28 protein-coding genes are annotated in these 26089 nt (G+C 67.6%); 13 read left to right on the forward strand and 15 right to left on the reverse strand.

Features of this window, described 5'->3' with window-relative positions; translation table 11 throughout:
• Window positions 1–49: 49 nt before the first annotated feature.
• Window positions 50–1057, reverse strand: a complete 1008-nt coding sequence (locus tag QY307_06780; GenBank protein WKZ81804.1) for a GNAT family N-acetyltransferase — start codon at window positions 1055–1057, stop codon at window positions 50–52.
• Between the two features lie 62 nt (window positions 1058–1119).
• Here QY307_06780 and QY307_06785 point away from each other — a divergent pair, with 62 nt between their 5' ends.
• Complete coding sequence (locus QY307_06785) at window positions 1120–1656, forward strand: helix-turn-helix domain-containing protein (protein ID WKZ81805.1); 537 nt, start codon at window positions 1120–1122, stop codon at window positions 1654–1656.
• A 108-nt stretch (window positions 1657–1764) separates the two neighbouring features.
• Entirely contained in the window at window positions 1765–2688 is a 924-nt protein-coding gene (locus QY307_06790) for a hypothetical protein (protein WKZ81806.1), read from the forward strand.
• A gap of 228 nt (window positions 2689–2916) precedes the next feature.
• Here the strand turns inward: QY307_06790 and hydA are convergent, their stop codons facing one another.
• Window positions 2917–4332, reverse strand: coding sequence for a dihydropyrimidinase (hydA, locus tag QY307_06795; protein WKZ81807.1), 1416 nt, complete (start codon window positions 4330–4332; stop codon window positions 2917–2919).
• Window positions 4333–4553: 221 nt separating this feature from the next.
• Between hydA and QY307_06800 the strand changes: the two genes are divergently transcribed.
• The gene (locus QY307_06800; protein ID WKZ81808.1) at window positions 4554–4904 is read left to right on the forward strand and encodes a four helix bundle protein; all 351 of its coding nucleotides are present in this window, start codon (window positions 4554–4556) and stop codon (window positions 4902–4904) included.
• 78 nt (window positions 4905–4982) lie between these two features.
• On the opposite strand, the gene QY307_06805 is transcribed toward QY307_06800, so the two are convergent.
• The 6 genes from QY307_06805 to QY307_06830 form a co-directional block, all read right to left on the reverse strand.
• The gene (locus tag QY307_06805; GenBank protein ID WKZ81809.1) at window positions 4983–6215 is read right to left on the reverse strand and encodes a hypothetical protein; all 1233 of its coding nucleotides are present in this window, start codon (window positions 6213–6215) and stop codon (window positions 4983–4985) included.
• Between the two features lie 114 nt (window positions 6216–6329).
• Window positions 6330–6713 (reverse strand): hypothetical protein, encoded by a 384-nt coding sequence (locus QY307_06810; GenBank protein ID WKZ81810.1) that lies wholly within the window; start codon window positions 6711–6713, stop codon window positions 6330–6332.
• Between the two features lie 93 nt (window positions 6714–6806).
• Window positions 6807–7115 carry a type II toxin-antitoxin system PemK/MazF family toxin gene (locus tag QY307_06815; protein ID WKZ83771.1) on the reverse strand — a complete coding sequence of 103 codons (309 nt, stop codon included), beginning with the start codon at window positions 7113–7115 and terminating at the stop codon, window positions 6807–6809.
• Window positions 7102–7353: a ribbon-helix-helix domain-containing protein gene (locus QY307_06820; protein ID WKZ81811.1), complete on the reverse strand. Its 252-nt coding sequence runs from the start codon at window positions 7351–7353 to the stop codon at window positions 7102–7104. The genes QY307_06815 and QY307_06820 overlap by 14 nt, the downstream gene beginning before the upstream one ends.
• 101 nt (window positions 7354–7454) lie before the next feature.
• Entirely contained in the window at window positions 7455–8747 is a 1293-nt protein-coding gene (locus QY307_06825; GenBank protein ID WKZ81812.1) for an aspartate aminotransferase family protein, read from the reverse strand.
• A gap of 67 nt (window positions 8748–8814) precedes the next feature.
• Window positions 8815–10011 (reverse strand): multidrug effflux MFS transporter, encoded by a 1197-nt coding sequence (locus tag QY307_06830; GenBank protein ID WKZ81813.1) that lies wholly within the window; start codon window positions 10009–10011, stop codon window positions 8815–8817.
• Window positions 10012–10263: 252 nt separating this feature from the next.
• On the opposite strand from QY307_06830, the gene QY307_06835 reads away from it, so the two are divergent.
• Both QY307_06835 and QY307_06840 read left to right on the forward strand, forming a co-directional pair.
• Complete coding sequence (locus tag QY307_06835; GenBank protein ID WKZ81814.1) at window positions 10264–10509, forward strand: AbrB/MazE/SpoVT family DNA-binding domain-containing protein; 246 nt, start codon at window positions 10264–10266, stop codon at window positions 10507–10509.
• On the forward strand, window positions 10506–10913 hold the full coding sequence (locus QY307_06840; protein WKZ81815.1) for a type II toxin-antitoxin system VapC family toxin: 408 nt from the start codon (window positions 10506–10508) through the stop codon (window positions 10911–10913). Before QY307_06835 ends, QY307_06840 begins: the two co-directional genes overlap by 4 nt.
• Before the next feature lie 130 nt (window positions 10914–11043).
• Here QY307_06840 and QY307_06845 read toward each other — a convergent pair whose 3' ends face one another.
• A complete protein-coding gene (locus tag QY307_06845) occupies window positions 11044–11886 on the reverse strand; it encodes a nitrilase-related carbon-nitrogen hydrolase (protein ID WKZ81816.1) in 843 nt (280 codons plus the stop codon).
• A 124-nt stretch (window positions 11887–12010) separates the two neighbouring features.
• On the opposite strand from QY307_06845, the gene QY307_06850 reads away from it, so the two are divergent.
• Window positions 12011–13204 (forward strand): sialidase family protein, encoded by a 1194-nt coding sequence (locus QY307_06850; protein WKZ81817.1) that lies wholly within the window; start codon window positions 12011–12013, stop codon window positions 13202–13204.
• Between the two features lie 33 nt (window positions 13205–13237).
• On the forward strand, window positions 13238–13651 hold the full coding sequence (locus tag QY307_06855) for a hypothetical protein (protein WKZ81818.1): 414 nt from the start codon (window positions 13238–13240) through the stop codon (window positions 13649–13651).
• 2 nt (window positions 13652–13653) lie between these two features.
• On the opposite strand, the gene QY307_06860 is transcribed toward QY307_06855, so the two are convergent.
• The 3 genes from QY307_06860 to QY307_06870 form a co-directional block, all read right to left on the reverse strand.
• Window positions 13654–14028 (reverse strand): hypothetical protein, encoded by a 375-nt coding sequence (locus QY307_06860; protein ID WKZ81819.1) that lies wholly within the window; start codon window positions 14026–14028, stop codon window positions 13654–13656.
• A 131-nt stretch (window positions 14029–14159) separates the two neighbouring features.
• Window positions 14160–16025 (reverse strand): hypothetical protein, encoded by a 1866-nt coding sequence (locus tag QY307_06865; protein ID WKZ81820.1) that lies wholly within the window; start codon window positions 16023–16025, stop codon window positions 14160–14162.
• A complete protein-coding gene (locus tag QY307_06870) occupies window positions 16022–16555 on the reverse strand; it encodes a SigE family RNA polymerase sigma factor (protein ID WKZ81821.1) in 534 nt (177 codons plus the stop codon). The genes QY307_06865 and QY307_06870 overlap by 4 nt, the downstream gene beginning before the upstream one ends.
• Before the next feature lie 241 nt (window positions 16556–16796).
• On the opposite strand from QY307_06870, the gene QY307_06875 reads away from it, so the two are divergent.
• From QY307_06875 to QY307_06900, 6 genes are all read left to right on the forward strand, one after another.
• Window positions 16797–17084 (forward strand): hypothetical protein, encoded by a 288-nt coding sequence (locus QY307_06875; protein WKZ81822.1) that lies wholly within the window; start codon window positions 16797–16799, stop codon window positions 17082–17084.
• Window positions 17085–17131: 47 nt separating this feature from the next.
• The gene (locus QY307_06880) at window positions 17132–17905 is read left to right on the forward strand and encodes an ABC transporter ATP-binding protein (GenBank protein ID WKZ81823.1); all 774 of its coding nucleotides are present in this window, start codon (window positions 17132–17134) and stop codon (window positions 17903–17905) included.
• Window positions 17902–18708 carry an ABC transporter permease subunit gene (locus tag QY307_06885; GenBank protein WKZ81824.1) on the forward strand — a complete coding sequence of 269 codons (807 nt, stop codon included), beginning with the start codon at window positions 17902–17904 and terminating at the stop codon, window positions 18706–18708. The genes QY307_06880 and QY307_06885 overlap by 4 nt, the downstream gene beginning before the upstream one ends.
• Before the next feature lie 83 nt (window positions 18709–18791).
• Complete coding sequence (locus QY307_06890; GenBank protein WKZ81825.1) at window positions 18792–19904, forward strand: ABC transporter substrate-binding protein; 1113 nt, start codon at window positions 18792–18794, stop codon at window positions 19902–19904.
• A 254-nt stretch (window positions 19905–20158) separates the two neighbouring features.
• Window positions 20159–20281 carry a hypothetical protein gene (locus tag QY307_06895; GenBank protein WKZ81826.1) on the forward strand — a complete coding sequence of 41 codons (123 nt, stop codon included), beginning with the start codon at window positions 20159–20161 and terminating at the stop codon, window positions 20279–20281.
• The gene (locus QY307_06900; GenBank protein WKZ81827.1) at window positions 20281–21012 is read left to right on the forward strand and encodes a hypothetical protein; all 732 of its coding nucleotides are present in this window, start codon (window positions 20281–20283) and stop codon (window positions 21010–21012) included. The genes QY307_06895 and QY307_06900 overlap by 1 nt, the downstream gene beginning before the upstream one ends.
• 21 nt (window positions 21013–21033) lie before the next feature.
• Here the strand turns inward: QY307_06900 and QY307_06905 are convergent, their stop codons facing one another.
• The 3 genes from QY307_06905 to gyrB all read right to left on the reverse strand — a co-directional run bounded on the left by QY307_06905 (window position 21034) and on the right by gyrB (window position 25991).
• Complete coding sequence (locus tag QY307_06905) at window positions 21034–21540, reverse strand: DUF3566 domain-containing protein (GenBank protein WKZ81828.1); 507 nt, start codon at window positions 21538–21540, stop codon at window positions 21034–21036.
• Window positions 21541–21617: 77 nt separating this feature from the next.
• Window positions 21618–24062 carry a DNA gyrase subunit A gene (gyrA, locus tag QY307_06910; GenBank protein WKZ81829.1) on the reverse strand — a complete coding sequence of 815 codons (2445 nt, stop codon included), beginning with the start codon at window positions 24060–24062 and terminating at the stop codon, window positions 21618–21620.
• Between the two features lie 12 nt (window positions 24063–24074).
• Window positions 24075–25991 (reverse strand): DNA topoisomerase (ATP-hydrolyzing) subunit B, encoded by a 1917-nt coding sequence (gyrB, locus tag QY307_06915; GenBank protein WKZ81830.1) that lies wholly within the window; start codon window positions 25989–25991, stop codon window positions 24075–24077.
• Window positions 25992–26089 lie beyond the last annotated feature (98 nt).

Below are 26089 nucleotides of genomic sequence, written 5' to 3' on the forward strand. Positions count from 1 at the left end.
CCCGCGGCCGGTTCTCTGCAAGGCCATGGCCTTGGTTCGACCAGGCCCGCTACTCGAGCGTTCGCGTCGCCAGGTCGACTCCGGCCCGGAGTTCCTTCTCGTTGACGGCGGCCCGGAAGGTCTCGACCATCCCCACCGACTCGTACAGCCGGGTGGCGCCGGTGAGGCTCTGGGCATCGACGTCGAGCGCCACTGCGGTCTTGCCACGCCGGGCGAGCTCGGCGAAACAGGTCTCCAAGAGCGCCCGGCCCAGGCCGCGGCCCCGCCAGGGACGGGCGACCCCCAGGCTGAACACGTAACCCGACGCGACGTCACCACCGTGTTCGCCGTACGCCCAGCAGTGGGCCACGATCTCGCCTCCCGAGTAGGCGTTCCACCACAGTGCCGGGTCGAACCCGGGCCATCCCATGTTCTCTCGAAAACTCTCGAGGCCGATCTCGACCGGGACATCGACGAAGCCGTAACTGTCTCGGAACGCCTCGCTCCTGGCCAGGTAGGCGGCCTCGTCGTCCTCCCCCGGGGTGAAGGTCCGCAGTTCGACCCCATCGGGAAGCGCAGGGGGCTCCAGGCCCGCCTGAAGAGGCCTTTCCATGCTCATCCCGTAGCGGACCGTCTCGAACCCGGCGTCGGCAAGGAGTCGTGCAGACGGAGCGTGCTTGTCGTCGGAGAAGATCGTCAGCACCACACGGGTGCCGGCCGGGGCCTCCCCGAGACGCTCGACGGCCCGGCTCTCCACCCACTCCATCAGGAAGGACCCGACTCCTCGGGAGGTGTGGTCCGGCAGAACGGCCCCGAAGGCGTGGGGGGCGACGTGGGGTGGCCGGTTGGAGAGGAACTCGCATCCGGCGACGTCCCCGAACTCCGACACCAGGAGGGCGACGTCCCTGGCGACATCGATGTGCCCCTCCCTGAGGAACGCCGCCGCCTCCGCAGGACTCAGGAACGCCCGCCCGGATTGGGAGTGCTGGGCGAAGGCATACCGCTCGGCGATGTCATCGACGATCTCGTCGGTCGCGGTGACCGCTCGATAGCCGGCCGGTGGTTTGAGGCTGAACATGGGTTTGACGCCACCTCTACCTATCGTTCTCAGGAATGATACAGATCGTGTAGGGTTCCCGCGTGGAGCTGGCACCGGAGATCGAGGCGCTACTCCATCCGGCGCGCCTCCGCCTGGCGCGGGTGCTCTCCGAGCGGTCGCTCACCGTCGATGAGTTGGCCGGGGCCGTGCCCGACATCCCCCGATCTTCGATCTACCGGCACCTGGCGCGTCTCGTCGCCTCCGGCGTCGTGGAGGTCGTGGAACATCGCCACGGCCAGGGAGGGCCGCAGCGGGTGTACCGCCTGGTCGAGGGATCCGGGCAGATCACAACCTCGCAGGCTGCGGAGCTCGGCGTGGCCGACCTCACCCGGCTGTTCACCGGGTTCGTGGGCTCGCTGCTCGCCGACTGGGAGCGCTACGTCGCCACCGATCCCGACCCCGCCGTGGCCACCCCGACCTTCTCCCAGGTGTGGATCGGTGCCGACCGAGCGGAGATGTCGGAGCTCATGGGGCGGCTGCGCGAGTTGATCGAGCCCTACCGAGAACGCCCCGGCGTGCGCCGCACGCTGAGCATCGTCGTCCTGCCCACCGGCGAGGGGGCGGATCGGATCGGGTAGGTGCCTTCCGCCGGTGACCTCCAGGCGGGCGGTGCAAGACCGACGGCGAGGACGCCCTGGCGAACACCCGTTCGTGGTGCTACGGTGCCTGCCCCGTCGAAGAGCAGCATGGAAGAGCGTCCGGGCGATTGGGATCGGTTGGCGCATCACGCCCGGATCCTGCGCGACCTCCACGCCGGAGTGGCCGTGAGCCCGGAGTTCGACTCGCCGGCGATGCGGCGTCGAATCGCAGGCCTCCGGATCACCGAACGCCTCTGCCAGGACCGGCAGGCGGAGGCTTCTCGAAGGCGAGCCGAACTGGAGACCACCCTTGCGGACATCGTGGCCCGGGCACCGCGGGTGGTGCCGGCTCCGAAGCCGCCCCGGTCGACGGTTTTCGTACCGGGCACGACCCCCGGCGCCTCGCCGCCTCCGAGCTTCTGGATGCCTCGGCGCACGGCGCACGACCTCGAGCAGTTCTGGTCTCCGACGGTCGTGCTCGGGTTCCGGGCGTGGGACGTGCGCCGGCAGGTGTGGGGCGCCAAGCGGCCCTGGCTCACCCCCACCTATTGGGCCGGCTGTGTCGCCCACGGCGCGGAGGCATTCGACGACGAGGTACCCCACACCGACGGGCGCTGTGGCCGACCTCCCTGCGGGATCTACGCCACCAAGGCGCCCGAGATGCTGCTCGAGGAACTGGAGAGCGAGGCCAACCGGACCGCATTCGGGCTGGTGGCGCTGTCCGGCAAGGTGGTCGAACACACCGCCGGGTATCGGGCCGCCGAGGCGCGGGTCCTCGCCGTCTGCGTGCGCCAGGGGAACACGGTGATCGAGGTCGCTCCCGAGGACCTGCCCGGATTCTTCGCCGACCCCTGCGAGTTGCTGGACCCGTTGCTCGAGGCCTCGCCCGCCCGGCAGGCGGGAGGGCCGGAGACCGGCCAGGTGTCCGCCACTGTTACCCGCCACCGGGACGGCGGGGAGGCACGCCGGGCAATAGCCCGTCTCCTGGTGTCGGCCTACGACCGATGGGCGGGTGAGGGTCTCACGGCATGACGCCGGCCCGACTGCGAGCCGGGCGAGAGACCTGCCGGACCATGGCGGTGTGCTGGGCGACGGGACGCCACAACCGAGCTCCGGCCGCCTACCACCGTCCAGCCGCACCCCAGGCATCGTCACGAACGGCGACCCCGGCCGTGTGGCAGGTGGCGGGGCTTTCGGCAGGGACACCTTCGAGTCGTGCGACGGGCGCCTCCGCCCTGCGGTGCGCTCCGGTCACTAGCCCTAGATCCGGTAGGTGCTGTTCCCCCGCTTCAGGTACCGGCCGTCGCCCGGCTTGCCGTGATAGGCACCGTCGGACACGACCACCCGGCCCCTCGAGAGCACCGTCTCCACCTTGCCGGTGAGCTCCTTGCCCTCGTAGGCCGAGTAGTCGACCCGCATGTGCTGGTTGGCCACCGAGATGGTGTGCTTCTTGTTCGGGTCGAAGACGACGATGTCGGCGTCGGTTCCCGGTGCGATGGTGCCCTTCTGCGGATACAGACCGAACATCTTCGCCGGCGTTGTCGCCATCAGCTCGACGAACCGGTTGAGGCCGATCCGGCCTCCGGCGACCCCGGCGGAGAACATCGCCTCGAAGCGGGGCTCCACACCCGGCATCCCATTGGGGATCTTCGAGAAGTCGCTCTCGCCGAGGCGCTTCTGGATCCCCAGCTCCGGGTGCTCGTCCATGCAGAACGGGCAGTGGTCGGTGGACACCACCTGCAGGTCGTTGGTGCGCAGGCCGGTCCACAGGGCCTCCTGATGGCCGGCGGCCCGATCCCGCATCGGGGGTGAGCACACGTACTTGGCCCCCTCGAACCCGTCCTGCATCTCCTCCAACCCGAAGTAGAGGTACTGCGGGCAGGTCTCGGCGAAGATGTTGAGGCCCCGGTCACGCGCCGCCTTCACTTCTTCGAGGGCCTCCTTGGCCGACATGTGGACGATGTAGAGCTGGGCTCCGGTGAGCTCGGCGAGCACGATCGCCCTATGCGCCGCCTCGCCCTCCAGCAGGGACTTGCGCACCAGGGCGTGGTGGATCGGGTCGGTCTCGCCACGAGCCAGGGCTTGGGCCACATAGACGTCGATGGCGATGCCGTTCTCGGCGTGCATGCAGATGGTGGCCCCGATCTCCGCCGCCTTCTGCATCGCCCGCAGGATCTCGCCGTCGTCGGAGTAGAACACCCCCGGGTAGGCCATGAACAGCTTGAAGGAGGTGACCCCCTCGTCGCTCAGGATGTCCATCTCCTTGAGCGTCTGATCGTTGATGTCGCCGGTGATCATGTGTAGGCCGTAGTCGATGGCGACGTTGCCGTCCGCCTTGGCGCGCCACGCCTCGTACCCCTCCATGGCCGATCCGCCCTTGGTCTGGACGGCGAAGTCGATGATCGTGGTGGTGCCGCCCCAGGCGGCCGCCCGGGTGCCGGTCTCGAAGGAGTCGGAGGCGAAGGTCCCGCCGAACGGCAGCTCCATGTGGGTGTGCACATCGATCCCGCCAGGGAACACGTACTTGCCGGTGGCGTCGATGACCGTGTCCGCCTTCCAGTCCTGGGTGCCGTGGGCGGCTAGGGCCACCACCTTCTCGCCGTCGATGAGGACATCGGCCGCCATGGTCTCGGTGGCGGTGACGACGGTTCCGTTGGTGATGAGAGTGGTGGGCATGAGGGGCTCCCTTCAAGGTCGGCGATTCGCGATTCGCGATTCGCAATTCGCGATTCGTAATTCGCAATTCGCAATTCGTAATTCGCAATTCGCAATTCGCGATTCGTGATTCGTTCAGCGCGAATCTACTCAGGGTTGCGCCTGGTCGTCGCGGTGGTCGGGCCTGCCTTCGACACCAAGGGGGTTTCCCGCAATCCGTCGGCGTGATAGATGTGCACAGGATGCGCGATCTCGGCAACAGCCGGGTGCTGGACAACGCGAAGGCCCTGGTGCGCACGATCTACGAACTCACCCGGACGCTCCCCGACGACGAGCGGTTCGGACTCACCAGTCAACTCCGTCGCGCCGCCGTGTCGGTTGCGGCGAACATCGCCGAGGGACTCGGACGAGGCTCACAAGGTGATCTCGAGCGATTCCTCCGGGTGGCATCCGGCTCGGCCGCCGAGGTCGTCGTGCTGCTCGACCTTGTCGAGGACCTCTACGGCATACGGGATGACGAAGTTGTCGACGCCATCGAGCACATCCGCCGACAGCTGACGCTGCTCACCCGACGCGTCAACGCGGCACGTTGAGCCCAGCCCGCACGAATCGCGAATCGCGAATCGCGAATCGCGAATCGCGAATCACGAATCGCGAATCGCGAATCGCGCTCACGGATGATTCGCGTCGAGCTCCGTGACCAGCAGGTTGCCCGGGATCAGGGCACCGGTCTCGTAGGTGCCCACCCAGATGTCGTAAGTGCCGTCGAGGGCGGTGATGAAGTCGATCGTCGGGTTGAAGGTGTCGTACGAGTCGTCGGCACACCACCAGTCGCCGGCGGGATCGTTGATCACCATCACGGTGTCCGCAGACGGGTCGTCGGCGACGAAGTAGACCCGCAACGAGTTGCCGGCGGCACCGCTGAAGACCAGCTCGAGGTCGGGCTGGGAGGTGACGAACCCGGCGCATTCGCCTCCCAGGTAGGCGGAGACATCGATGTCGCCTCCGGCCTCCATGGCCAGTGCCTGCGGATCGGGCTCGAAGCCACTGATCAGTTCGGCACTGCCGTAGTTGGCGTCGAGGGCGGCGTCCAGCGCCCCACCGTCCCCGGTCAGGTTGTTGACGTAGAACGAGTTGACGATCTCGTCGGCGGCTGCCAGATCGGCTTCCGAGATCATGGTGATGGCCACGAGCACGGTGAACTCCTCACCCGGGGGACGGGCGATGATCACCGCCTGAGCGGTACCCACACCGTCACAGTTCTCCCACCAGTCGAGCACCCCGGCGTAGGCGCCGTCGTCGTACTCGTAGCGGCCGGCGTAGGTGCACTCGCCGGAGAGGGGGGCGAAGACGTCGAGGATCTCCTCCACGGACCCGACGAGGAGGGCGGTGGCGCCAAAGGTGACGCCAGGTGTCGTCCAGGTGGAGTTCCAGTCGGCGATGCTCGGGGCGGAGGTCACCTGCACCCCGATGCCGTCGGGGCCGGCGTCCAACCCGAACGGGTTGTCCACCCAGGCGCCGCCTTCCACGTCCGACCAGGCCGCCGGAACGTTCACGGTCAGGATCCCGGTGTCGTCGGTGATCGCCACGTACTCGTCGTACACATTGCCGGTCGGCTCGTCGGGGATCTCAGTGGGCGCCTCGCCCTGCTGCAACCCACTGGCCAGGGACAGGCCTTCGGCACGGTTGTCGCCGGGCTTGGTCGTGTCGGTGACCGCCGTCGTCGTGGTAGTCGGGATGGCCGTGGTCACCGGGGCGGCGGTGGTATCGGGGGACGCGGTGGTGGAGCTCGGGGCGGCCTCCCCGCCACAGGCGGCCACAGCGACCAGGAACAGGCCGAGGACGAGTCGAACGAGATGGCGGGACGTGGGAATCCTCCGGTAGATGGACGCGGATGATCGCACTCGCCGGGTGGAAGGCAAAGTTGGCGTGACGATCAGGGACGGGGGCTGCTCCCGTGGCGATCGGCTGTGCGCTCGCTCAATCGCCAATCACTAGTCGCGGTCGAACCACCACTATCAGGTCGCCGGCGCCTCCAGCACGAACTCGGCGAGGAACCGGGTGACTAGCAAGCCGGCGATCGGGGCGATCAGGGCGAAGATCGGGATACGGGTCGGGTCGCTGCCGGTCTCGAACACCGGAGCCGCCAGGCTCACCACCGTCACCACCAGCCACACGGCGGCGGTACTCAGACCCACGATTCGCCAGGCGCTCTCCGGGGCGTCGCGGCGGCCCCGGGCGAACCGGGCGAGCGCCATGGTGGCGAGCGCACCCCACAGCCAGTTGATCGCCACCGACACCTTGAGGTGCTCCTGCTGGCTGCCACTGACGAAATCCGGCGACCACACCGAGGTGACGATCACCGCCATGGCGATCAGCGACCACTGCTTGCTCGGCTTCATTCGACCTCCTTGCACCACGGTACTCCCGAGGAGGTCGCAAGAGACGATGCGACAGTGATGCGGGGCGTCCCGAAGGCTCCCGTGCCGAAGCCCTCAGCAGCCGGTCGCATCGGCCAGGGTGCGGCACGCCTCCGCCATCCGGCGTGGCGTCAGTGCCGTGACCCGACGGCGGAAGCGATCCCGAAGAACGCTGTGCAGGCTGTCGAAGTTGACGACACACTCCGCCGGGACGCCATCGAGATCGGGTGTGAGCATCATCTCAGCCGTCGTCCCCCGCCGGGTGCGGGTGAGAGCGGCCACCACGACCGAGCCGATCCGATCGGCCACCGGATCCCGGGTCAGCACCAGTACCGGACGGTCGCCGCCCGGAACCGCGGCGAACCACACCTCACCGCGACGCATCATCCCAATCCGACCAGTCCTCGGCCGGACCCCAGTCGGAGACCTCCTCGAGGGAGGCCTCGGCGGGGGTGAGTGGGGTCGCCTGCCAGGCAGCCGCATCCCTCTCGGCGCCAAGGCGGGCCAGATGATCGTGCAGGGCAGCCCGGAGCAATTCAGAGCGGTCGACCCCGAGCTGCTCGGCCCAGTCGTCGGCCCGTGATGCCAGGTCGTCGTCCACCCGGAAGGAGAGCATCGTCATACATTGCTAAGTATCATGTATGACAACCCAAATCAAGGGGTACGCGAGCTCTCACGGCCGCATCTCTCATCGCTGCATCGACCCAGGGGTAGACGCGTCCACTACCGAGCTGCGTCGATGATCGCCCTCTCCAGGATCGCCATGCCCTCGTCGGCCTCGTCCTCGGTGAGCGACAGCGGCGGGGCGATCCGCAGGCAGTTTCCGTGCAGGCCGCCCTTGCCGATCAGCAGCCCGCCCTCACGGGCCTTCTCCAGGATCGTCCCGGCGGCACCAGGGTTCGGCTCCTTGCCGCCCGGCTTGACCAGCTCCACCCCGATCATCAGGCCCTTGCCCCGAACCTCTCCGATGATCTCCATCCGTTCGCCCAGATCCTCGATCGCCGACTTGAGCCGACGGCCCACCTTGGATGAGTTGGTCTGAAGATCCTGCTCCAGCAGGTAGTCCAGGTTGGCCAGGGCGCCGGCCATCACCAGCGGGTTGCCGCCGAAGGTGGAGATCGAGTTGGCCTTCAGGCAGTCCATGAGCTCGCCACGGGCGATCACCCCCCCGAGGGACAACCCGTTCCCCAGCCCCTTGGCGAAGGTGATCATGTCGGGCACTATCCCGTGGGCCTGGTAGCCCCAGAAGTTCTCTCCGGTGCGGCCCCATCCGGTCTGCACCTCGTCGGAGATGAACAGGATCCCCCGCTGATCGAGCACCCTCTTCATCTCACCGAAGAAGCCGTCCGGGGGCACCACGAACCCTCCGACGCCCTGGATCGGCTCGGCGATCATGCAGGCCACGTCACCGGCGGTGGCGATCTCCAGCATGTCCTCCAGGTCGGCGACGCAGGCGGCGGTGAACTCGGCGTCGGGCAGGTGCCCGAACGGCGAGCGGTACTTGTAGCCGCCGTGGACGTAGGTGACCTGCACCGGCGACAGGCTGGTCGCCGACCAGGACCGGTTGCCGGTGATGGCGACGGCGGTGAACGACCGCCCGTGGTACGAGTTGCGGATCGCCAGCACCTGGTTCGAGTTCCGGTAGGCGGTGGCCAGCAGGAGTGCGGTGTCGTTGGCCTCGGTGCCGCTGTTGACGAAGAACACCTTGGCATCGGGAATCCCCGACAGTGCCGCCAGGCGTTCGGCCAGCTCGATCTGGCCCTCGATCAGGTACAGGGTCGAGGTGTGGAGCATGCGCGCCGCCTGCTCCTGGATGGCCTTCACCACCGACGGCGTCTTGTACCCGGTCATCGTGGTCAGGATTCCGCCGAAGAAGTCCAGGTACTCGTTGCCTTCGGCGTCGACGACGCGGCGACCGTCCCCGTCGACCAGGGCGATCGGCTGTTGGTAGTAGAGGGCGAGCCAGGCGGGCAGGATCGCCTTGTGCCGGCTCAGGAGTTCGGCATGGGTGCTCATCGTCGCCAGGGCTCCTCGAATCGGGGACCGCGAAGGCTAGCGATGGCAAGCCTGCCCGGAGGAGGTATCAGGTCTCGCCGAAGAGGCGACCCCGCTCGGTGACCACGATCACCGCCGTGGCGGCGACCGCCGCCAGGAAGAAGGCGGTGATCATCGGGGTGACCGTGCCATCGAAGGTGCGGTCGATGAGAGCCCCGAGCACTGTCCCTCCCAGGAGGGAGAACGACCCGATGATCGACGAGGCGGTTCCCGCCACCTCGCCGAGAGGCGCCATGGCGATCGAGTTGGCGTTGGCGATGAGCAAGCCGTGGGCAGCGAGCGACAGGCCGAGAAGGGTGACGAAGGTGACGAAGTCGGGGGCGCCTCCCCCGACGACGGCCACCGCCAGCGTGACCCCGGCGCCGACCACATAGGCGAACAGAGCACCGTGGACGATGCGCCGTGCCCCGATCCGGCTCACCAGCATCCCGTTGAAGAAGATGGCGATCCCGATGACCAAGGCGAGTCCGCCGAAGATGATCGGGAACTGATCGCCCCGGCCGTAGACGTCCTGCCACACCCGCTCCGAGCTGGCCAGGTAGGAGACGAAGGCGCCGAACACGAAGGTGAGCCCCACGGTGTAGCCGACCGCCTGTCGGTTGGTGACCACCAGGCGGGCCGCCCGAGCGATGGGCCGCACCTGGAGGCGGGAGATCCGGTACTCCGGGCGCAGGGTCTCGGGGAGTCGCAGCATCCACAGGAACACGCAGCCGGCGAGGGCGGCACACAGCCAGAAGAGGAACCGCCAATCGAACCAGCGCAGCAGCAGGGCCCCCAGGCTGGGGGCGACGACCGGCACCAGGATGAACACGGCGGCGATGAACGACATGACCCGGGCCATTCGATCGCCCGAGTAGATGTCGCGCACTATCCCCAGCGACACCACCCGCGGGCCCGCCGAGCCGACTCCCCATAGGAAACGAAAGGCGAGCACCCAGCCCAGGGTGCCGGAGAGCGCCGATCCGACTGCGCCCACGGCGAAGATGGCGAGACCGGCGTACAGCACCGGCTTGCGGCCGAACCGATCGGCCAGTGGCCCGTAGAACAGCTGGGCGGCCGCCATCCCCAGGAAGAACACGGTGATGATCGATGCCGCCCCTGCCGAATCCGGGGCCATCCCGAACTCGGCGCGGATCTCGGCGAATGCGGGCAGCACGATGTCGATCGACATGGCGGTGAGCGCCATCGTCGCCGCCATCAGGGCGACGAACTCGATCCGGCCCACCCGGCCGGTTGCGGGTTCACGATGTGTGGGAATCCCGCCAGGTTATTGCCGACTGGAACGTCTGAAATCGGGGCGCCCGGGGGACGTCACCGGATGTAACCGGCCCGGCCTCGTGTCGCGCGACGGCAGCGTCGTCTGCGGCGATTCGGCATGCCACCGTGCCAGGCCATGGCTCCGGAGGGATGCGGCGCTCCGGCGAAGCCTCCATGTCAACTGGTACCTCGCTACCATCAACACTGGTAATCTCCACCCATGATAGCCACCATCGACGCGGCCGGGCGCGTGGTGATCCCCAAGGCGTTTCGCGACGGCCTCGGGCTCACCGGAGGTGAGGAACTCGAGATCTCCGTCCGCGACGGGACGATCCTCATCGAGCCGAAGCCGGTGCCGGTCACCCTCGTCGAGACACCCGACGGGCCGGTGGCAGTCCCCGACCGAACGCTGCCACCTCTCACCGACGACATCGTCCGCGACACCCTTGAGCACGTCCGCAGGTGATCGCCGTCGACACCAGCGTCGTGGTCCCGGCGTTCGCCTCCTGGCACGAGGCCCACGGGGCGGCTATCAGACTCCTCGCGGAGAGCCCGGTGCTCCCGGCACATGTCGCCGTGGAGGCCTACTCGGTGCTCACCCGCCTCCCCATGCCCCACCGGGTGCCAGGCACGATCGTCATCGACTACCTCGATCGGGTGTTCCCGCCAGATCGGCGGCTGACCGCTTCGGCCGAAACACAGATCGAGATCACGCGGAGGTCCGCCGCGGCAGGCGTCGACGGAGGAGGCGTGTACGACGCTCTGGTGGCGGCAACGGTGCTGGAACACGGGGCCACCCTGGTCACCCGCGACCGCCGGGCGGCTCCCGTCTATAGGGCGATAGGAGTCGACTTCAGGCTGGACTCGTGAGGATGCGCGATTCGCGATTCGCAATTAGCAATTCGCTATGCGGAATCCGCAATGCGCGACGCGTCAGGCCATTGGATCGCGTTCAACCTCGGTACGAATCGCGAACTGCCGATCGCGAATCGCTACTCCTCTACCCCTCGACCAGCGGCCCGTAGGCGTCCGGACGGCGGTCCCGGTAGAAGGCCCACTGCTGGCGGACCTCCTCGATCAGATCCATGTCAAGGTCGCGTACGATCACCTGCTCGTCGGTGTCGCTGGCCGCCTCGCCCACCACCTGACCCCTCGGGTTCACGAAGTACGACGAGCCGTAGAAGTCGTTGTCGCCAAGCGGCTCCTTCCCCACCCGGTTGATCGCCCCGATGTAGTACTCGTTGGCCACCGCCGCCGCCGGCTGCTCCAGGTTCCACAGGTACATCGACAGCCCGCGGCTGGTCGCCGACGGGTTGAACACGATCTTGGCCCCGGCCAGGCCCAGCGCCCGCCAACCCTCCGGGAAGTGCCGGTCGTAACAGATGTACACCCCGATCCGCCCCACGGCGGTGTCGAAGATCGGGTATCCCATGTTGCCGGGACGGAAGTAGAACTTCTCCCAGAACCCCTTCACGTGGGGGATGTGGGTCTTGCGGTACTTCCCCAAGTAGGTGCCGTCGGCGTCGATGACGGCGGCGGTGTTGTAGTAGAAGCCCTCCTGCTCCACCTCGAACATCGGGACCACCAGCACCATCCCGGTCTCCCTGGCCAGGTCCTGCATGGCCCTGGTGGTCGGCCCGTCGGGGATCGGCTCGGTGTACGAGAAGTACTCGTTCTCCTGTACCTGGCAGAAGTAAGGGCCGTAGAACAGCTCCTGGAAGCAGAGCACCTGGGCGCCGTCCTCGGCGGCCTGACGGGCGAGGGCGACATGCTTGTCCAGCATCGACTGCTTGTCGCCGGTCCACTCGGCCTGGATGAGGGCGGCACGCACGATGTTCGCCATGGGCGGGTTCTCCTTCGAATCGGCGGGGGCAAAGACTACGCCACCGGCCGGAACATGGCAGGTCTCACCCCGCTCTCACCGCCGTCTTCGGTTCCCCTTGGTCGTTGCCGACGAGAATGCCCGGATGCACAGGACCATCGCCCTCGTGCTCGCCGCCACCATGCTCACCGCCTGTGGCGATAAGGCGTCACCCCCGATCCCAGATCCTTCCGGGCCGGCCCCGGAGGCGACCATCGCCCCCTCATCAACCACGGAGGCGCTGACCACGGTGCCGGAGGCGAGCGGTCTCGCCTGGACACGAACCGACTTCGTGGCCCAGGTCGGAGGCAGCGTGCTCCACGTCTCCGACCTCCTCCTCACCTCAGAGGGCATCCTCGTCGCCGGGTTCTACGGCGAGGGAACCGGCGCCCTGGTAGCCAGCGCCTCTATCGACACCCTCGACTGGGAGGTTTCCCTCGTGCCCGGCGGACAGCAGACGCGCGACATCGTCGAGCTCCCCGACGGGAGCCTGCTCCTAACCGGATCCGCAGCCTCCGGCTTGGCGATCGTGTGGCGCGATTCGGGTGCCGGCTGGGAGCCGGTGGGCACCGACGACCTGCCCCGCCGCGACGCCTCCCTCGGCTGGGACCTGGAGGTTCTCGACGACGGCAGCGTCCTCCTGGCTACCGACTCGCTGGCCAACGACCCGGAGCGGGACAACCCGGCGGTTCACCGTTCCACCGACAGGGGTGACTCCTGGGCGACGGTGGCGATCCTCCCCGGCCTGGGTGCTCTGGCCCTGGCCGAGCTCCCCGACGGCACGGTGCTGGCCGCCACCGAGGAGTCGGCCGAGCACGACGACCCGGCGACCGCCGGACAGGCGTGGGTGTACCGGTCCACCGACGGTGGGGTCACATGGGGCGACCCGGTCGCCCTCCCCGGGGCCAACCGGGTCTACTCGATGACCGTCATGTCCGACGGGAGCGTCTGGGCGGGGACCGGCATCTCCGGTGAGATCCTCCGGTCGGACGATGGCGGTCGCTCCTGGTCCCCCGTCACCCACGTCCCCTCGACGAACATGGCCCGACCGGATGGCGAGGCCGAAGTCCCCGCCACCCGGGTGTACTCCATCCTCGAGCTCGCCGACGGGCGGATCCTCGCCGGCACCGGGAACCAGGCCGGGGAGATCTTCGTGACCTCGGACGGAGGCAATACCTGGGAGCGGACCGGGTCCACCGGCCCCAACAACGTGGTGTGGGGCCTGCTCCAGGCGCCCGACGGCACGATCTGGGCCGGCACCGGGTCCAGCCGCGGCGACCTGCTGCACGGCACCGGCTGACCGAATCCCAGGGACGTCTGGCATGATTCCCGGGTGAGCCTCCCCCTGGTCGTCGCCGCAGTCCTGCTCTTCGCCGTCGGCGCCGCCCACTCGTGGCTCGGCGAGCGCCACATCCTGATCAGGCTGCTGCGCCGTACCGACCTGCCTCACCTCTTCGGTGGCGACGCCTTCACCAAGAGCACGCTTCGGTTCGCCTGGCACCTGACCACGGTCGCCTGGTTCGGGTTCGCCTGGGTGCTGCTGCTCCTCGCCGCCGAGATCGGAACCGACTCCCCCTCGACCGCGGTGCTCGTCTTTACGCCGTACGAAGCTCCGGCCAGGATCGGGGATGCAGTGGCCGCCACCTTTGCCACCAGCGCCGTGATCACCGCTGTGGCGACCCGGGCGCGTCACCTGGCGTGGCTGGTGTTCGCCGCCGTCGCCGTTCTCACCTGGCTGGCCGTCTGAGGTCAGGGACGGCGGACTCGGCCCGGGTCGTGGCCCTGTGCCCAGTAGCCGGCCTGGATCCACTCGAAGTGAAGCCGCCGGCACTCCTCTCGCTTGCGGGTGGCCATCCCCTCCCATCTGCGGTTGATGGCGAAGGCGCCGTCGAAGTCCTTCTCCGCCTGGGCAGCGGCGACCTCCTCGCCCCACTGCCGCATCATCGAGCCCAACTCCTCCTGGCATGCCTCCCAGGCCGCCTCGCGGTCCCGGGCGACCGTGACCCACCATGAAGCGGAGAAGGTGCGCTCCTCGGTGACCGCCGCCGCCGAAGACCCCCCGGCCTTGCAGTCGTGACCCGAGTCGGCGATCGGCTCCCCGCAGTCGGCACAGGTCTCGCTCAAGACTCCTCCGAGGTCTGTGTAGTGCTTCCCCTCTCGGTGGCAGATTAGCCCCACACCGCCTCCGCTGCAGACGAGGAGAGAGGCCCCGGGTGGGAGTCCGCGGGGCCTCTCTTCGTCGCGGCGGCCGGTCCCTATTCGGTGACGGTCATCGGGAACTCGAACACGGTGCCGCCCACGTTCACGGTCACGGTGAACGGCTCGCCGATCGGTGCGCCGGAGAAGAACACCTGCTTCTGCCAGTTCCCCTCGCCGTCGGCGGTGGTCGACCCCGACCCGTAGGCGCTGGTGATGTCCACCGAGGTCCCCGCCGGAGCGGTCCCGTGGTAGATGTCGTAGGGCGGGTCCTCACTGCAGGAGCCGTATGTCTTGTTGGCGGTCTTCTCCACCTCGCCGGGGGCGTAGTGGGAGGTGAACTGGTAGGTGCCCCAGGTCTCACCGTTCACCTTCACGGTCACCGGGAACGGCTGACCGGCGGGCGGCAGGGTGGTGAAGTGCAGCTTCTTCAGCCACTCGATCCCCTCGGTGGTGTAGGACGCCGACCCGTACTCGCTCAGGATCTCGATCTGGGTGCCCACGGGGGCGGTCCCATGGAACTTGATCCAGGGCGATGCATCCCACGACTCGGTGTTGTACTGGTTCACGGTCGTCTCGACGTTGCTGGCGTCGAACCATGAGGTGAACGGATAGGTTCCGTACACCTGGCCATTCACCTTGACCGTCACGGCGAACTGCTGACCGACCGGAGGCAGGGTCGAGAAGTACAGCTTGAAGTAGTACTCCCCGTTGGAGTCGACGGTCATGTCGGCCGACCCGTACTCGCTGATCGCCGCCAGGGTCGTGCCCGGCGCCGCCGTGCCGTAGAACTTGACCCACGGTGAGGCGGCCCAGGACTCGGTGTTGTACTGGGTGAGGCTGAAACCGGAGGTGGTCGTCGTGGCGCTGTAGTTGGACGTGAAGTAGTAGGTGCTCCACTTCTCCCCGTTCACCTTGACCGTGATCGGGAACTTCACGCCCTTGGGGGCGCCGGAGAACCACACCTTCAGGCTGAACTCGCCCGACTCGCCGACCGTCAGGTCCGCCGACCCGTACTCGCTGATGGCAGCGATCGTGGTGCCTGCCGGGGCGGTCCCGTGGAACCGGGTGTACGGATCCTTCGAGTTCGAAGATGTGCCCTCCTGGGAGATGCCGATCGAAGGCGCAGGTGGCGGGCTCATCTCGGTGTGGATCCACAGGAAGTCGAACTCGAACGCCTGCTCTCCCACCATCACCGTGATCGGGAACGGCTCGCCGGCGGGCTGGCCCTCGAACCACACCTTGAGCAGCCAGGAGCCGTGCTCACCAGCAGTCGTCGAGGCCGAGCCGAACTCGGAGGTGGCCACGATCTCGGTCCCGGGCGGAGCGGTGCCGAAGAACTTCTCATAAGGCGTGGTCGAATCGCTCTCGCCGAACACCTGATGGGCCTCGACGACGACCGATGCGGGGTCCCACAGCCAGGTGAACTCGAAGTCGTGGCTGACGCCCTCGATGGTGAGCGTCACCGGGAAGGTGACGCCGGAAGGCGGATCCTCGAACCACAGCTTGAGGCTGAACCGCCCGTCGTCACCCACGCTCGTGGAGGCGCTTCCGTACGGTGAGTAGGCGAGGACCTCTGCGCCCGGTGTCCCGGTGCCGCTGAACTTGGTGTAGGCCTCGGGCCCCGTTGCCTTCGAGTTGCCCTGCCACACACCGGGGCCGGGCGTCCCGTTCTCGGGCAGGGCGACCAGGCCCGGATCTGCCGGGAGAGTCGGGTCGACCGTTGCGGTCTCCTCAGAGGGCGTCTCGGTGATCATCGAGGCCAGCGCCATGGAGGCGAAGGCAATGGCCAGCGCTCCGGCGAGCCCGACGAGCACGGAAAGCCGGTGCCGGCGGGCGACGGCGGGCATCCCCACAGGGCTCACGCCGGTGAGCGAACGCTGCAGAGCAATCGCGGCGTGCTGGGCTCGGGTGTCGATGTTCATGTGCTGTCCCACCTCTCGTCGAGCCGTCGGGCGAGACGCTCCCGCCCGTTGTGGAGATGGACCTTCACCGTGTTCTCGGTGCAGCCGAGGATCCCGGCGATTTCGGCCACCGGGCGATCCTCCAGGTAGTGGAGGGCGATCACCTGCGCCTGACGGTTGGGAAGCCCTCGCACCGCCTTCCAGAAATCGGCGTCCTCGGCCGGAAGCCGCGGCAGGTACTCGTCGCGCGGCTTGAACCGCGCAAGCGCCCAAGCCTCCCGAACCCGGGTCCGGAAGGCCGACACCGCCAGGTTGGACACCACCCGGCGCACCCACGCCTCCGGGCGGTCGAACCCCCCGATGCGGTCCCACTGCTTGTGGGCGGCGAGGAAGGCGTCCTGGGCGATGTCCTCGGCAACGAGGCGGCTTCCCGAGAGTGCGAACGCGAGACCCACGACGGCGCGGTACTCGCGCCGGTAGAAGGACTCGAAGTCGGGGACGGCATGGATCGAGCGGAGGCCTTCGATCTCCTCCGCCGTCCTCTCCGTCATGGAGCGCCACCTCGCTGGCTGAATGGTCATCTCGCGGGTAACTCGCTGTTAGGGGCTGGAAGGTTTACCGGTTTCTTCGGCAACCGTCAGGTCGGCCCTGAGTGGTTCGCCTTCGGCGGCTCTGGCGGAGATCGGGATGCGATCGCAGTGACGTCGGCATGCTCCTGCCTCGGGCGAAGGTTGGACGGGCCTGGCCGGCCTGTGGGGTCAATCGGCTGGCTGCCGCGGCGATAATGTCCCGATGATCCGCTTCATGCTCTCGACGTGGACCGTCGCCTTCGGCTGGGGCTGGTGGGTGATCGCCCCGAAGAGCGGGGTGACGCGTGTCGTCGTCCTCCTGATCCTGACCGCGAGCACCACCGCGCTCGCCCTGATGATGCAGGCCAGGTCGCGGCGCCTGCGAGGAGACCACGAATACGTGACGGCTCGACTCGAGTACCACAGTGGGTTCTCTCGGGCCCGATGGCGTCGCACCGAGACCTCTCGAGGTGACGACGGTGGCAGCGAGTTCAGCCTGGGTGGCTGGTAGGTGCACCGCCCGCGATCCCGGTTGCGCACCGGTAACCTCCCCGCCCGATGAGCACCGCTGCGGTCTCGATCAGGCAGGTCTCCAAGACCTTCAACGAAGGCTCCGCCGACCGCGTCGAGGCGCTGTCGGGAATCGACCTCGCGATCGCCCCCGGCGAGTTCGTCTCGCTCATCGGGCCGTCAGGGTGTGGCAAGAGCACCCTGCTGCGTCTCGTGGGCGACCTGGCCCAGCCGACCGCCGGCGAGATCCTGGTCAATGGGAAGCCGGCCGCTCAGGCCAGGCGCGATCGCGACTACGGCATCGTCTTCCAACAGGCCACCCTCTACGACTGGCGAACCGTGCTGCGCAACGTGGAGCTGCCACTGGAGGTGATGGGTCGTCCCCGCGACGATCGCACCGCCCGTGCCCGGGCCATGCTCGACCTGGTCCAACTCGCCGAGTTCGACCGCCACTTCCCGTTTCAGCTGTCGGGAGGGATGCAGCAGCGCGTGGCCATCGCCCGGGCGCTCTCATTCGAGCCGGGCCTGTTGCTGATGGATGAGCCGTTCGGGGCGCTCGACGAGATGACCCGGGAGCGAATGCAGGCCGAGCTACTTCGCATCTGGTCACAGACCGGCACCACGGTCGTCTTCGTCACCCATTCGATCCCGGAGGCGGTGTTCCTGTCGTCGAGGGTGGTGGTGATGTCCCCCCGACCAGGCCAGGTCTCCGGGATCATCGACATCGACCTGCCGCAACCCCGCGACGACGACACCCGCGAGGATCGGCGCTTCTACGAGAAGCTCACCGAGGTGCGCGAGGCACTGCGCGGGGCCGGATGACCACGCACGTCGCCGGCCGTGCCGGTCGGTTCGGGCTAGTCGCCCGCTACCTGCCCCCGGTGCTCATCTTCATCTCCGGGATCCTCCTGTGGGAGGCCACCGTCCGGATCTTCGACATCAAGGGGTTCATCCTCCCCAAGCCGTCGCGGATCATCACGGTGTTCTCACAGGAGTTCTCGGTAGTCGTCTCTGCGGGCTGGTTCACGATGCGCAAGGCGATGCTGGGGTTCGCCTTCGGAGCCACTGCCGGGGTGGGCGTCGCCCTGGTGACCGCCCGCTGGCCCCTGATCCGCGACGGCGCCATGCCGCTTGCCATCGCCGTCAACTCGACCCCGATCATCGCCTTGGCGCCGATCATGAACAACTGGTTCCCGATCACCAGCATGTGGCCCGGCGCTGTGGTGGTCGCCCTGGTGGTCTTCTTCCCGGTGATGATCAACACGGTGCGGGGCCTCACCGAGGTTCGCCCGGGGTTCCTCGAGCTGATGGACTCCTACGGAGCAGCCCCGCGGGATGTGTTGCGCAAGGTGCGCGCTCCCAACTCCTTGCCGTTCGTGTTCGCCGCATTCAAGGTGGGGACCACTCTCAGCGTGATCGCCGCAGTCGTCAGCGAGTACTTCGGCGGGTCCCGCCAGGCCCTGGGCGTGTACATCTCACAGCAGGCGGCGCTGTTCCACTTCGCCGAGGCCTGGGCGGCGATCCTGGTCGCCTCGTTCTCCGGCCTGGTCTTCTACCTGGCGGTGGTCCTGGCGGAGCGGGCCTTCATCCCGTGGCACGCCTCGGTCCGCAACCTAACGACCTGAGCCCGGCACGACGACCGCCGGCCGCGTAACCTGGCGTCCTGGCCGAGCAGACCGCTTCGCCGGGAGGGAGACAGAAAGTGATCATGAGGAAGAGACGCCTCGCCAGCCTGTTCGCCGTACTCGCCGCCTTCGCCCTGGTGGCGACGGCGTGTGGTGACGACGACGCCGAAACCACGACCACGGCAGCCGCAGAACTGACCAGCGTCAAGGTGCAGCTGCAGTGGGTGACCCAATCACAGTTCGCCGGGTACTTCGCAGCCGTCGACCAGGGCTTCTACGCCGAGGAGGGCCTGGACGTGGAGATCCTCGAGGGGGCGGTCGACATCGTCCCACAGCAGATGGTGGCTTCGGGCCAGGCCGAGTTCGGCCTCGCCTGGGTTCCCAAAGCGCTGGTGTCCAACGAGGAGGGTGCCGACCTGATCAACATCGGGCAGGTGTTCCAACGCTCCGGGACCCTCATGGTCTCCTGGGCGGATTCGGGGATCACCAGCCCGACCGACTGGGAAGGCAAGAAGGTGGGCACCTGGGGGTTCGGCAACGAGTTCGAACTGACGGCTGCCATCGAGCTCTTCGAGGTGACCCCGGCCGAAATCGTCCAGCAGCCGTTCGACATGTCGCTGCTGCTCAACAGGGAGATCGACTCGGCGCAGGCCATGACCTACAACGAGTACGCCCAGGTGCTGGAGGCGACCAACCCGGACACCGGTGAGCTCTACACCCCGGACGATCTGAGCGTCATCGACTTCAACGACCTGGGTACCGCCATGCTCCAGGACGCCATCTGGGTGCGGGCCGACTGGCTCGAAGACGAGGCCAACCAGGACATCGCCGAGCGGTTCCTGCGCGCAACGTTCCGCGGCTGGATCTTCTGCCGCGACAACTTCGAGGAATGCGTGGACATCGTCCTCGACAACGGGCCCACCTTGGGAGCCAGCCACCAGGCCTGGCAGCTCAATGAGATCAACAAGCTGATCTGGCCGTCGCCTGCAGGCATCGGCGTGATGGACCCGCTGCTGTGGGCGCAGACGGTCACCGTGGCCACCGGCCAGGGCGTGATCTCGAGTTCGCCCGCCGACGGCACCTACCGCACCGACCTGGCCGAGGCGGCCGTGGCGAGCCTCAAGGCCGACGGGTTCGACACCGAGGGCAACGGCTTCACACCACGCGAAGTCACCCTCAACCCGGGCGGCGAGTAGGCCCCCGAAACGACGAAGAAGCGGGGCGCCCTCAGGGCGCCCCGCTTCTGTCTGCTCGACGACCCCTCGAGAGGGATCGGCCGCTGGCGACCGCTGGAGGAGGAAGGGAATCCCCCCATGCGTTCCGGTGGAGTGGGACGATCCGGCCGCTCGAGTGCGATATCGGCGGAGGCCCAAATACCTTGAGTGTTTGTTTTCCCTACTCCAAGTGGCTAGTTCCTGGCCTCTCCCTGTCCTTCCCGTAGACTCCGAGGATGCCCCGCCACCTCCTGCGCGCCCTGGCAATCGCCGCTCTGACTGCGTTGGGCTTGGCCGCCATGGTCTGCAGGCGGCCCCACCTGCCGCCTGGGCGCCCGGGTCGCTGGGACCCCGCCTGATGCGGCTGGCCCTGCACCCGACCGGCGAAGCCGGCAGGCGAGCCGGCCTGATACTCCTGGCGGAGGCCGAACTGGTGGCGCTCGGACTGTACGGGTACGACGGTCCACGGATCTCCGATCGTCGCACCATGACGATCGGTGGGCTCGACGGGTTCGACCTGCTGATCACCGACGACCCGGAGCCGACCCCGATCGCCGCCATCGCCGCCGAGGATGGGGTTCACTGTGTCGCCGCCGGGGAGGCGTCGGCGGAGGTGGCCGGCCATTACTCCGCAGCCGGGCTGACACTGCTCGATGGAGTCGGTCTTGCCGGGCTCGCCGCCACGCTCGCCATCCACGAGGCGGCGCGGGTCGAGGATTCGGCCGAGGTCACTGCCGCCTGGACCGTGCCAGGCAAGCCGCTTCGTCGCGGCATCGCCGTCGGATTCCCCGCGCCGGTCGGCGCGCGCTGGGGGCGCCCGACGGCGGGCGGCATCGAGGTGCCCATCGCAGGGGCTTGGGGAGCGGCGGCGGCCACCGTGAGGGGCCGGGTCGATGGCTCCTGGACGGAGCGCCTGGTCGGAGTGGCCGACGATCGGTGGCATCTGGAGGGGATCACCCTTGCGGCAGGGGCGCTGGTCGTGGCCAGGGGACTGGCGCCCGCCGGGCGGAGCCAGCCACCCGACGTCGCCGGCGCCTTTCTCTCGGCCGCTCTTGGGGTCGGCCTGGGCGTCGCCACCCACATCTCCTGAGGGCTGTTCGGCCCGACGGCGTCAGGCGGTTCGTTCCACCTCAGGGGCGACCGGAGGATCAACCGGGTCCATCACCAATGCCGGTCGGGGTGTCGGGATGGCACCTCGCTTGGGCGCCGCCGTCGTCCGGCTACCCGACGGAAGCGTCACCCGGGGACGCGACACCGATGTGCCCGTCGTCTCCTCGAGCATCACCACTTCGATGCCTCCCACCAGATCGGTGATCAGGTTGTAGATCACGGCGCCCAGGGTGAAGAGTCCGGTCAGGAGGATGGTTCCCACCACGGCCAGCACCAGCACGATCCTGAAATAGGTGGCTCCGTCGAGCGTGATTCCGTCGACCAGGCCGACCTGCATCGCCAGATCGTTGATCTTGTCGGGGATTCCGGCGTTGACGAAGATCGCCCAGAAGATCACCATCCCCAGAACGACCGCCAGCGCCATGAGGGCGTTGAACACGGCCGAGACCTTGAGTACGGTCCACGGGTCGATTCTTCGAATGACGCGCCGTACACGCTGGACGGCCATGACGCTCCCGTTCCGGGTCCTGTGAGGTTACCGAGGGTCTCGGACTTTGTGTGGCATCCCAGCGCCTCGCCCCCCCATCAGTCCCCGCCGTCGACCTCTTCCCGCGGCACCAGGGCGAACGCCGACACCTCCGCGCCGGGCGCCGTGTTCATCACCTTCACCCCCGAGGCGTCCCGCTTCTGGCGCGAGATCGTGTCGGTGTTCATGCGGATGACCACGCCGTCCGACGAGGTGACGAAGATCTCCGAGTTGGGAGCGACGGTCCGGGCGGCCACCAGGCTGCCGCGCACCCGGGTGAGCTTCATCGCCTTCACCCCGACACCGCCGCGGGTCTGGCGACGGAACTCGGTGAGCTTGGTCCGCTTGCCGTACCCACCCGTGGTGAGCAGCAGCACCTCGTCACCCTCCTGGTCGGACGCAGCCGAGACGACCCGATCTCCCTCCCGCAGACGGACCCCCCGGACCCCCTGCGTGCCTCTCCCGGTAGCCCGGATGTCGGTCTCCTTGAAACGGATGCCGTTGCCGTCCCTCGTGAAGAGCAGCACGTCGTTCTTGCCCATGGTGGTACGAACCGCGACCACCTCGTCGTCCTCCTGGAGCTTGATCGCCACCAGGGTCGCGTTGCGGCTCTCGTACTCCTTGAACTCGGTCTTCTTCACCAGGCCCTTTCGGGTGGCCATCACCAGGTAGCGCGAGGTCTCGTAGTCGCGGGTGTCGACCACCGCCTCGATCGCCTCATCGGGGCCGAGAGGCATCACCGACTGGGCCAGGACCCCCTTGCCCGTCCGTTCCTTGCGGGGAATCTCATGACCCTTGACCCGATACACCTTTCCCCTGTTGGTGAAGAACAACAAGAAGGTGTGGGCGGTGGTGTGGACCAGATGGGTGATGAGGTCGTCCTGGCGCACGGTCTCCGCCCGCACGCCCCTGCCCCCTCGACCCTGGGTCTTGTAGGAGGAGGCGTTGACCGCCTTGAGGTAGCCGTTGCCGGTGACCGTCACCACGATCTCCTCGTCGGCTATCAGGTCCTCGAGAGACATGTCCCCCTCGTCGGGAATGATCCGGCTCCGGCGTTCGTCGGCGAACTTCTCCCGAACCTCGCGCAGCTCGTCGGCTATCAGTGCCCTGCGCCTCGCCGGGCTCTTCAGCAGTCCCTCCAGGAACTTGATCGTCTTCTGTAGGTCGTCCCATTCCTCGCGCAGCTTGGTGGTCTCCAGGGCGGTGAGCCGGCGCAGCGGCATGTCGAGGATGTGGGTCGCCTGGATCTCGCTCAGGGAGAAGCGTTCCATGAGGGTGGTGCGCGCCACCTCGGTGTCCGCCGAGGCCCGGATGATCGCCACCACCTCGTCGATGTTGTCCAGGGCGATCAGCAGACCCTCGATGATGTGCGCCCGGGCCAGGGCCTTGTCGAGACGGAACCGGGTGCGGCGTTCCACCACCTCCATCTGGTGATCGACGTAGTAGCCGATCATCTGGCCGACGTTGAGCGTGCGGGGCACTCCGTCGACCAGCGCCACCATGTTGACTCCGAAGGTCTCCTGGAGCTGGGTGTTCTTGTAGAGCTGGTTGAGTACGACCTGCGAGACGGCATCCCGCTTCAACTCGATGACGAGGCGGGTCCCGTTGCGATCCGACTCGTCCCGCAGGTCGGCGATCCCGGTGATCTTCTTGTCCTTCACGAGGTCGGCGATCTTCTCCATGACCCGATCGCGCGACACCTGGTACGGGATCTCGGTGACCACGATGGCGGAGCGGCCCTTGCGCACCTCCTCCACCTCGGCGACGGCGCGCATCTTCACCGATCCTCGGCCCGTGAGCAGGGCGTCGCGCACCCCCTTGTTGCCCAGGATGTAGGCGCCGGTGGGGAAGTCGGGACCCTTCACGAACCGGAGGAACTCATCGGGGCCGGCGTCGGGGTTCTCGAGGAAGTGGACCACGGCGTCGATCACCTCCCCCAGGTTGTGCGGCGGAATGTTGGTCGCCATCCCCACGGCGATTCCCGTGGAGCCGTTCACCAGAAGGTTGGGGAACCGCGCCGGGAGGACCCGTGGCTCCTGTCGCTCGCCCGAGTAGTTGTCCTCGAAGTCGACGGTGTCCTCGTCGATGCCGTCGAGGAGCCTCAGAGCCAGGTGGTTGAGCCGGGCCTCGGTGTAGCGCATCGCCGCCGGCGGGTCGTCCACCGTCCCGAAGTTCCCCTGGGGCTGCACCATCGGGTAGCGGCTGGCGAACTCCTGGCCGAGGCGGACCATGGCGTCGTAGATCGCCTCCCCCGAGTGGGGGTGGAACCAGCCCATCACGTCGCCGACCACGCGGGCGCTCTTGCGAAACGGTGCAGTCGGCCTGCTTCCCGAGTCGTACATCGAGTAGAGGATCCGGCGATGCACCGGCTTGAGACCGTCACGTACGTCCGGCAGAGCCCGCGAGACGATCACCGACATGGCGTACTCGAGGAAGGAGGCCTTCACCTCCTGCTCGATGTCGATCAGCTCGACGCGCCCGGTCTCTTCCCTGTCGTCGGTCATCCCTGAAGGCTCCTAGAAGTCGAGGAAGCGGACGTCTTTGGCATTGCGCTGGATGAAGGTGCGTCGCGCCTCGACGTCGTCGCCCATCAGCGTCTGGAAGATGTCGTCGGCGAGAGAGGCGTCCTCCAATCCCACCTGCAGCAGCACCCGGGCGTCGGGGTCCATCGTGGTGTCCCACAGCTGGTCGGCGTTCATCTCGCCGAGACCCTTGTAGCGCTGGATCGCAGCCTTCTTCCCGTTGAGGCCCGCCTTGATCTCCTCGAGCTCCCGATCCGAGTAGGCGTACGAAGCCTCCTGGCCGGCCTTCACCTGATACAGGGGGGGCTGGGCGACGTATACGTAGCCGGCCTCGATCAGGTCGCGCATGTGGCGGAAGAAGAAGGTCAGCAGCAGCGTGCGAATGTGGGCTCCGTCGACGTCGGCATCGGTGAGGATCACCACCCGGTGATACCGCGCCTTCTCCCGCTCGAACTCGTCTCCGATCCCGGTGCCGATGGCGGTGATCAGTGCCTGGATCTCGTTGTTCTGCAGCACCCTGGGAAGACGGGCCTTCTCCACGTTGATGATCTTGCCCCTGATGGGCAGGATCGCCTGGAACTCGCTGTTCCTGGCCTGCTTGGCCGATCCGCCGGCCGAGTCGCCCTCGACGATGAACAGCTCGGACTCGCCCGGGTCCCGGGATGAGCAGTCGGCGAGCTTTCCGGGCAGGCCCGAGGACTCGAGGAGGCCCTTGCGCCGGGTCAGGTCGCGCGCCGCTCGGGCAGCCAGTCGCGCCCGGGACGCCTGCATGCACTTGTCGACGATCGACCTCGCCTCTCCCGGGTGGCGGTTGAGCCAGTCGGGAAGGAGCCGGTTGAGCGCTACCTCCACCAGAGAGCGGATCTCGGTATTGCCCAGCTTGGTCTTGGTCTGACCCTCGAACTGTGGCTGGCGGACCTTGACCGAGATGATGGCGGTGAGCCCCTCGCGAACGTCCTCGCCGACCAGGTTGTCGTCCTTCTCCTTGAGCAGGCTCCGGTCCCTGGCGAAATCGTTGATCGCCCGGGTGAGCGCCTTGCGCAGCCCCTCCTCGTGCGTGCCCCCCTCGACCGTGTTGATGTTGTTGGCAAAAGAGAGGATGTTCTCGGTGTAGGAACTGGTCCACTGCAGGGCGACGTCGATCTCGGCCTCGTCGCCGGTCTCCTCGAACGAGACCACGTGGGGGTGGAGCGGCTCGCGCTTGGAGTTGACGTGCTTGACGAAGTCGACCAGCCCCCCCGTGTAGCGGAAGGTCTCGGACACCGGCTCGTCGCCACGCTCGTCGGTGAGCCGAATCTCGAGACCCTTGTTGAGGAACGCCATCTCGCGAAGGCGCGAGGAGACGATGTCGTAATCGAATGTGGTGGTCTCCTTGAAGATCTCGCCGTCGGGCACGAAGCGGACGGTGGTGCCCGTCTTCCGGGTCGGCTTCCCCTTGATGAGACCAGCCGTCGGGCGGCCCCGCTCGAAGGCCTGGTCCCAATGGAATCCGTCGCGCAGCACGGTGACCTCCATGCGCGACGAGAGGGCGTTCACCACCGACACGCCGACACCGTGCAGTCCACCCGACACCGTGTACGCGCCGGCGTCGAACTTGCCGCCGGCATGGAGTGTGGTGAGGACCGTGGTGACCGCCGGGAGCTTCGTCTTGGCGTGCTTGTCCACCGGAATCCCGCGTCCGTTGTCGGTCACCACCACGGACCCGTCGGTGGCGAGGGTCACATCGATCCGGGTGCAGTAGCCGGCCATGGCCTCGTCGACGGCGTTGTCGACCACCTCCCAGACCAGGTGGTGGAGGCCCCTGGGTCCCGTCGAGCCGATGTACATCGCGGGACGCTTGCGAACCGCCTCGAGACCCTCGAGAACCGTGATGTCCTTGGCCCCGTATGAGGACGCGCTTCTCGCTACCACGATTCTCCTCGGGTCGTCGATCGCCGCCACAGTGCGGCTCCGGTGCTCTCTAGGGCGTCCCCGGGGTTGGGTGCAGTGCTCCCCGAGACGGCCTTCGA

Source organism: Acidimicrobiia bacterium, assembly GCA_030584185.1.
Lineage (GTDB): Bacteria > Actinomycetota > Acidimicrobiia > Spongiisociales > UBA11373.

What these genes read in the sequence shown, in the direction of transcription:
- QY307_06780 (WKZ81804.1), bottom strand. Translation starts at nt 1,057, where the DNA reads ATGTTCAGCCTCAAACCACCGGCCGGCTATCGAGCGGTCACCGCGACC.
- QY307_06790 (WKZ81806.1), top strand. Translation starts at nt 1,765, where the DNA reads ATGGAAGAGCGTCCGGGCGATTGGGATCGGTTGGCGCATCACGCCCGG.
- hydA (WKZ81807.1), bottom strand. Translation starts at nt 4,332, where the DNA reads ATGCCCACCACTCTCATCACCAACGGAACCGTCGTCACCGCCACCGAG.
- QY307_06800 (WKZ81808.1), top strand. Translation starts at nt 4,554, where the DNA reads ATGCGCGATCTCGGCAACAGCCGGGTGCTGGACAACGCGAAGGCCCTG.
- QY307_06810 (WKZ81810.1), bottom strand. Translation starts at nt 6,713, where the DNA reads ATGAAGCCGAGCAAGCAGTGGTCGCTGATCGCCATGGCGGTGATCGTC.
- QY307_06815 (WKZ83771.1), bottom strand. Translation starts at nt 7,115, where the DNA reads ATGCGTCGCGGTGAGGTGTGGTTCGCCGCGGTTCCGGGCGGCGACCGT.
- QY307_06820 (WKZ81811.1), bottom strand. Translation starts at nt 7,353, where the DNA reads ATGACGATGCTCTCCTTCCGGGTGGACGACGACCTGGCATCACGGGCC.
- QY307_06825 (WKZ81812.1), bottom strand. Translation starts at nt 8,747, where the DNA reads ATGAGCACCCATGCCGAACTCCTGAGCCGGCACAAGGCGATCCTGCCC.
- QY307_06835 (WKZ81814.1), top strand. Translation starts at nt 10,264, where the DNA reads ATGATAGCCACCATCGACGCGGCCGGGCGCGTGGTGATCCCCAAGGCG.
- QY307_06845 (WKZ81816.1), bottom strand. Translation starts at nt 11,886, where the DNA reads ATGGCGAACATCGTGCGTGCCGCCCTCATCCAGGCCGAGTGGACCGGC.
- QY307_06850 (WKZ81817.1), top strand. Translation starts at nt 12,011, where the DNA reads ATGCACAGGACCATCGCCCTCGTGCTCGCCGCCACCATGCTCACCGCC.
- QY307_06865 (WKZ81820.1), bottom strand. Translation starts at nt 16,025, where the DNA reads ATGAACATCGACACCCGAGCCCAGCACGCCGCGATTGCTCTGCAGCGT.
- QY307_06870 (WKZ81821.1), bottom strand. Translation starts at nt 16,555, where the DNA reads ATGACGGAGAGGACGGCGGAGGAGATCGAAGGCCTCCGCTCGATCCAT.
- QY307_06875 (WKZ81822.1), top strand. Translation starts at nt 16,797, where the DNA reads ATGATCCGCTTCATGCTCTCGACGTGGACCGTCGCCTTCGGCTGGGGC.
- QY307_06880 (WKZ81823.1), top strand. Translation starts at nt 17,132, where the DNA reads ATGAGCACCGCTGCGGTCTCGATCAGGCAGGTCTCCAAGACCTTCAAC.
- QY307_06885 (WKZ81824.1), top strand. Translation starts at nt 17,902, where the DNA reads ATGACCACGCACGTCGCCGGCCGTGCCGGTCGGTTCGGGCTAGTCGCC.
- QY307_06890 (WKZ81825.1), top strand. Translation starts at nt 18,792, where the DNA reads ATGAGGAAGAGACGCCTCGCCAGCCTGTTCGCCGTACTCGCCGCCTTC.
- QY307_06895 (WKZ81826.1), top strand. Translation starts at nt 20,159, where the DNA reads ATGCCCCGCCACCTCCTGCGCGCCCTGGCAATCGCCGCTCTGACTGCG.
- QY307_06900 (WKZ81827.1), top strand. Translation starts at nt 20,281, where the DNA reads ATGCGGCTGGCCCTGCACCCGACCGGCGAAGCCGGCAGGCGAGCCGGC.
- QY307_06905 (WKZ81828.1), bottom strand. Translation starts at nt 21,540, where the DNA reads ATGGCCGTCCAGCGTGTACGGCGCGTCATTCGAAGAATCGACCCGTGG.
- gyrA (WKZ81829.1), bottom strand. Translation starts at nt 24,062, where the DNA reads ATGACCGACGACAGGGAAGAGACCGGGCGCGTCGAGCTGATCGACATC.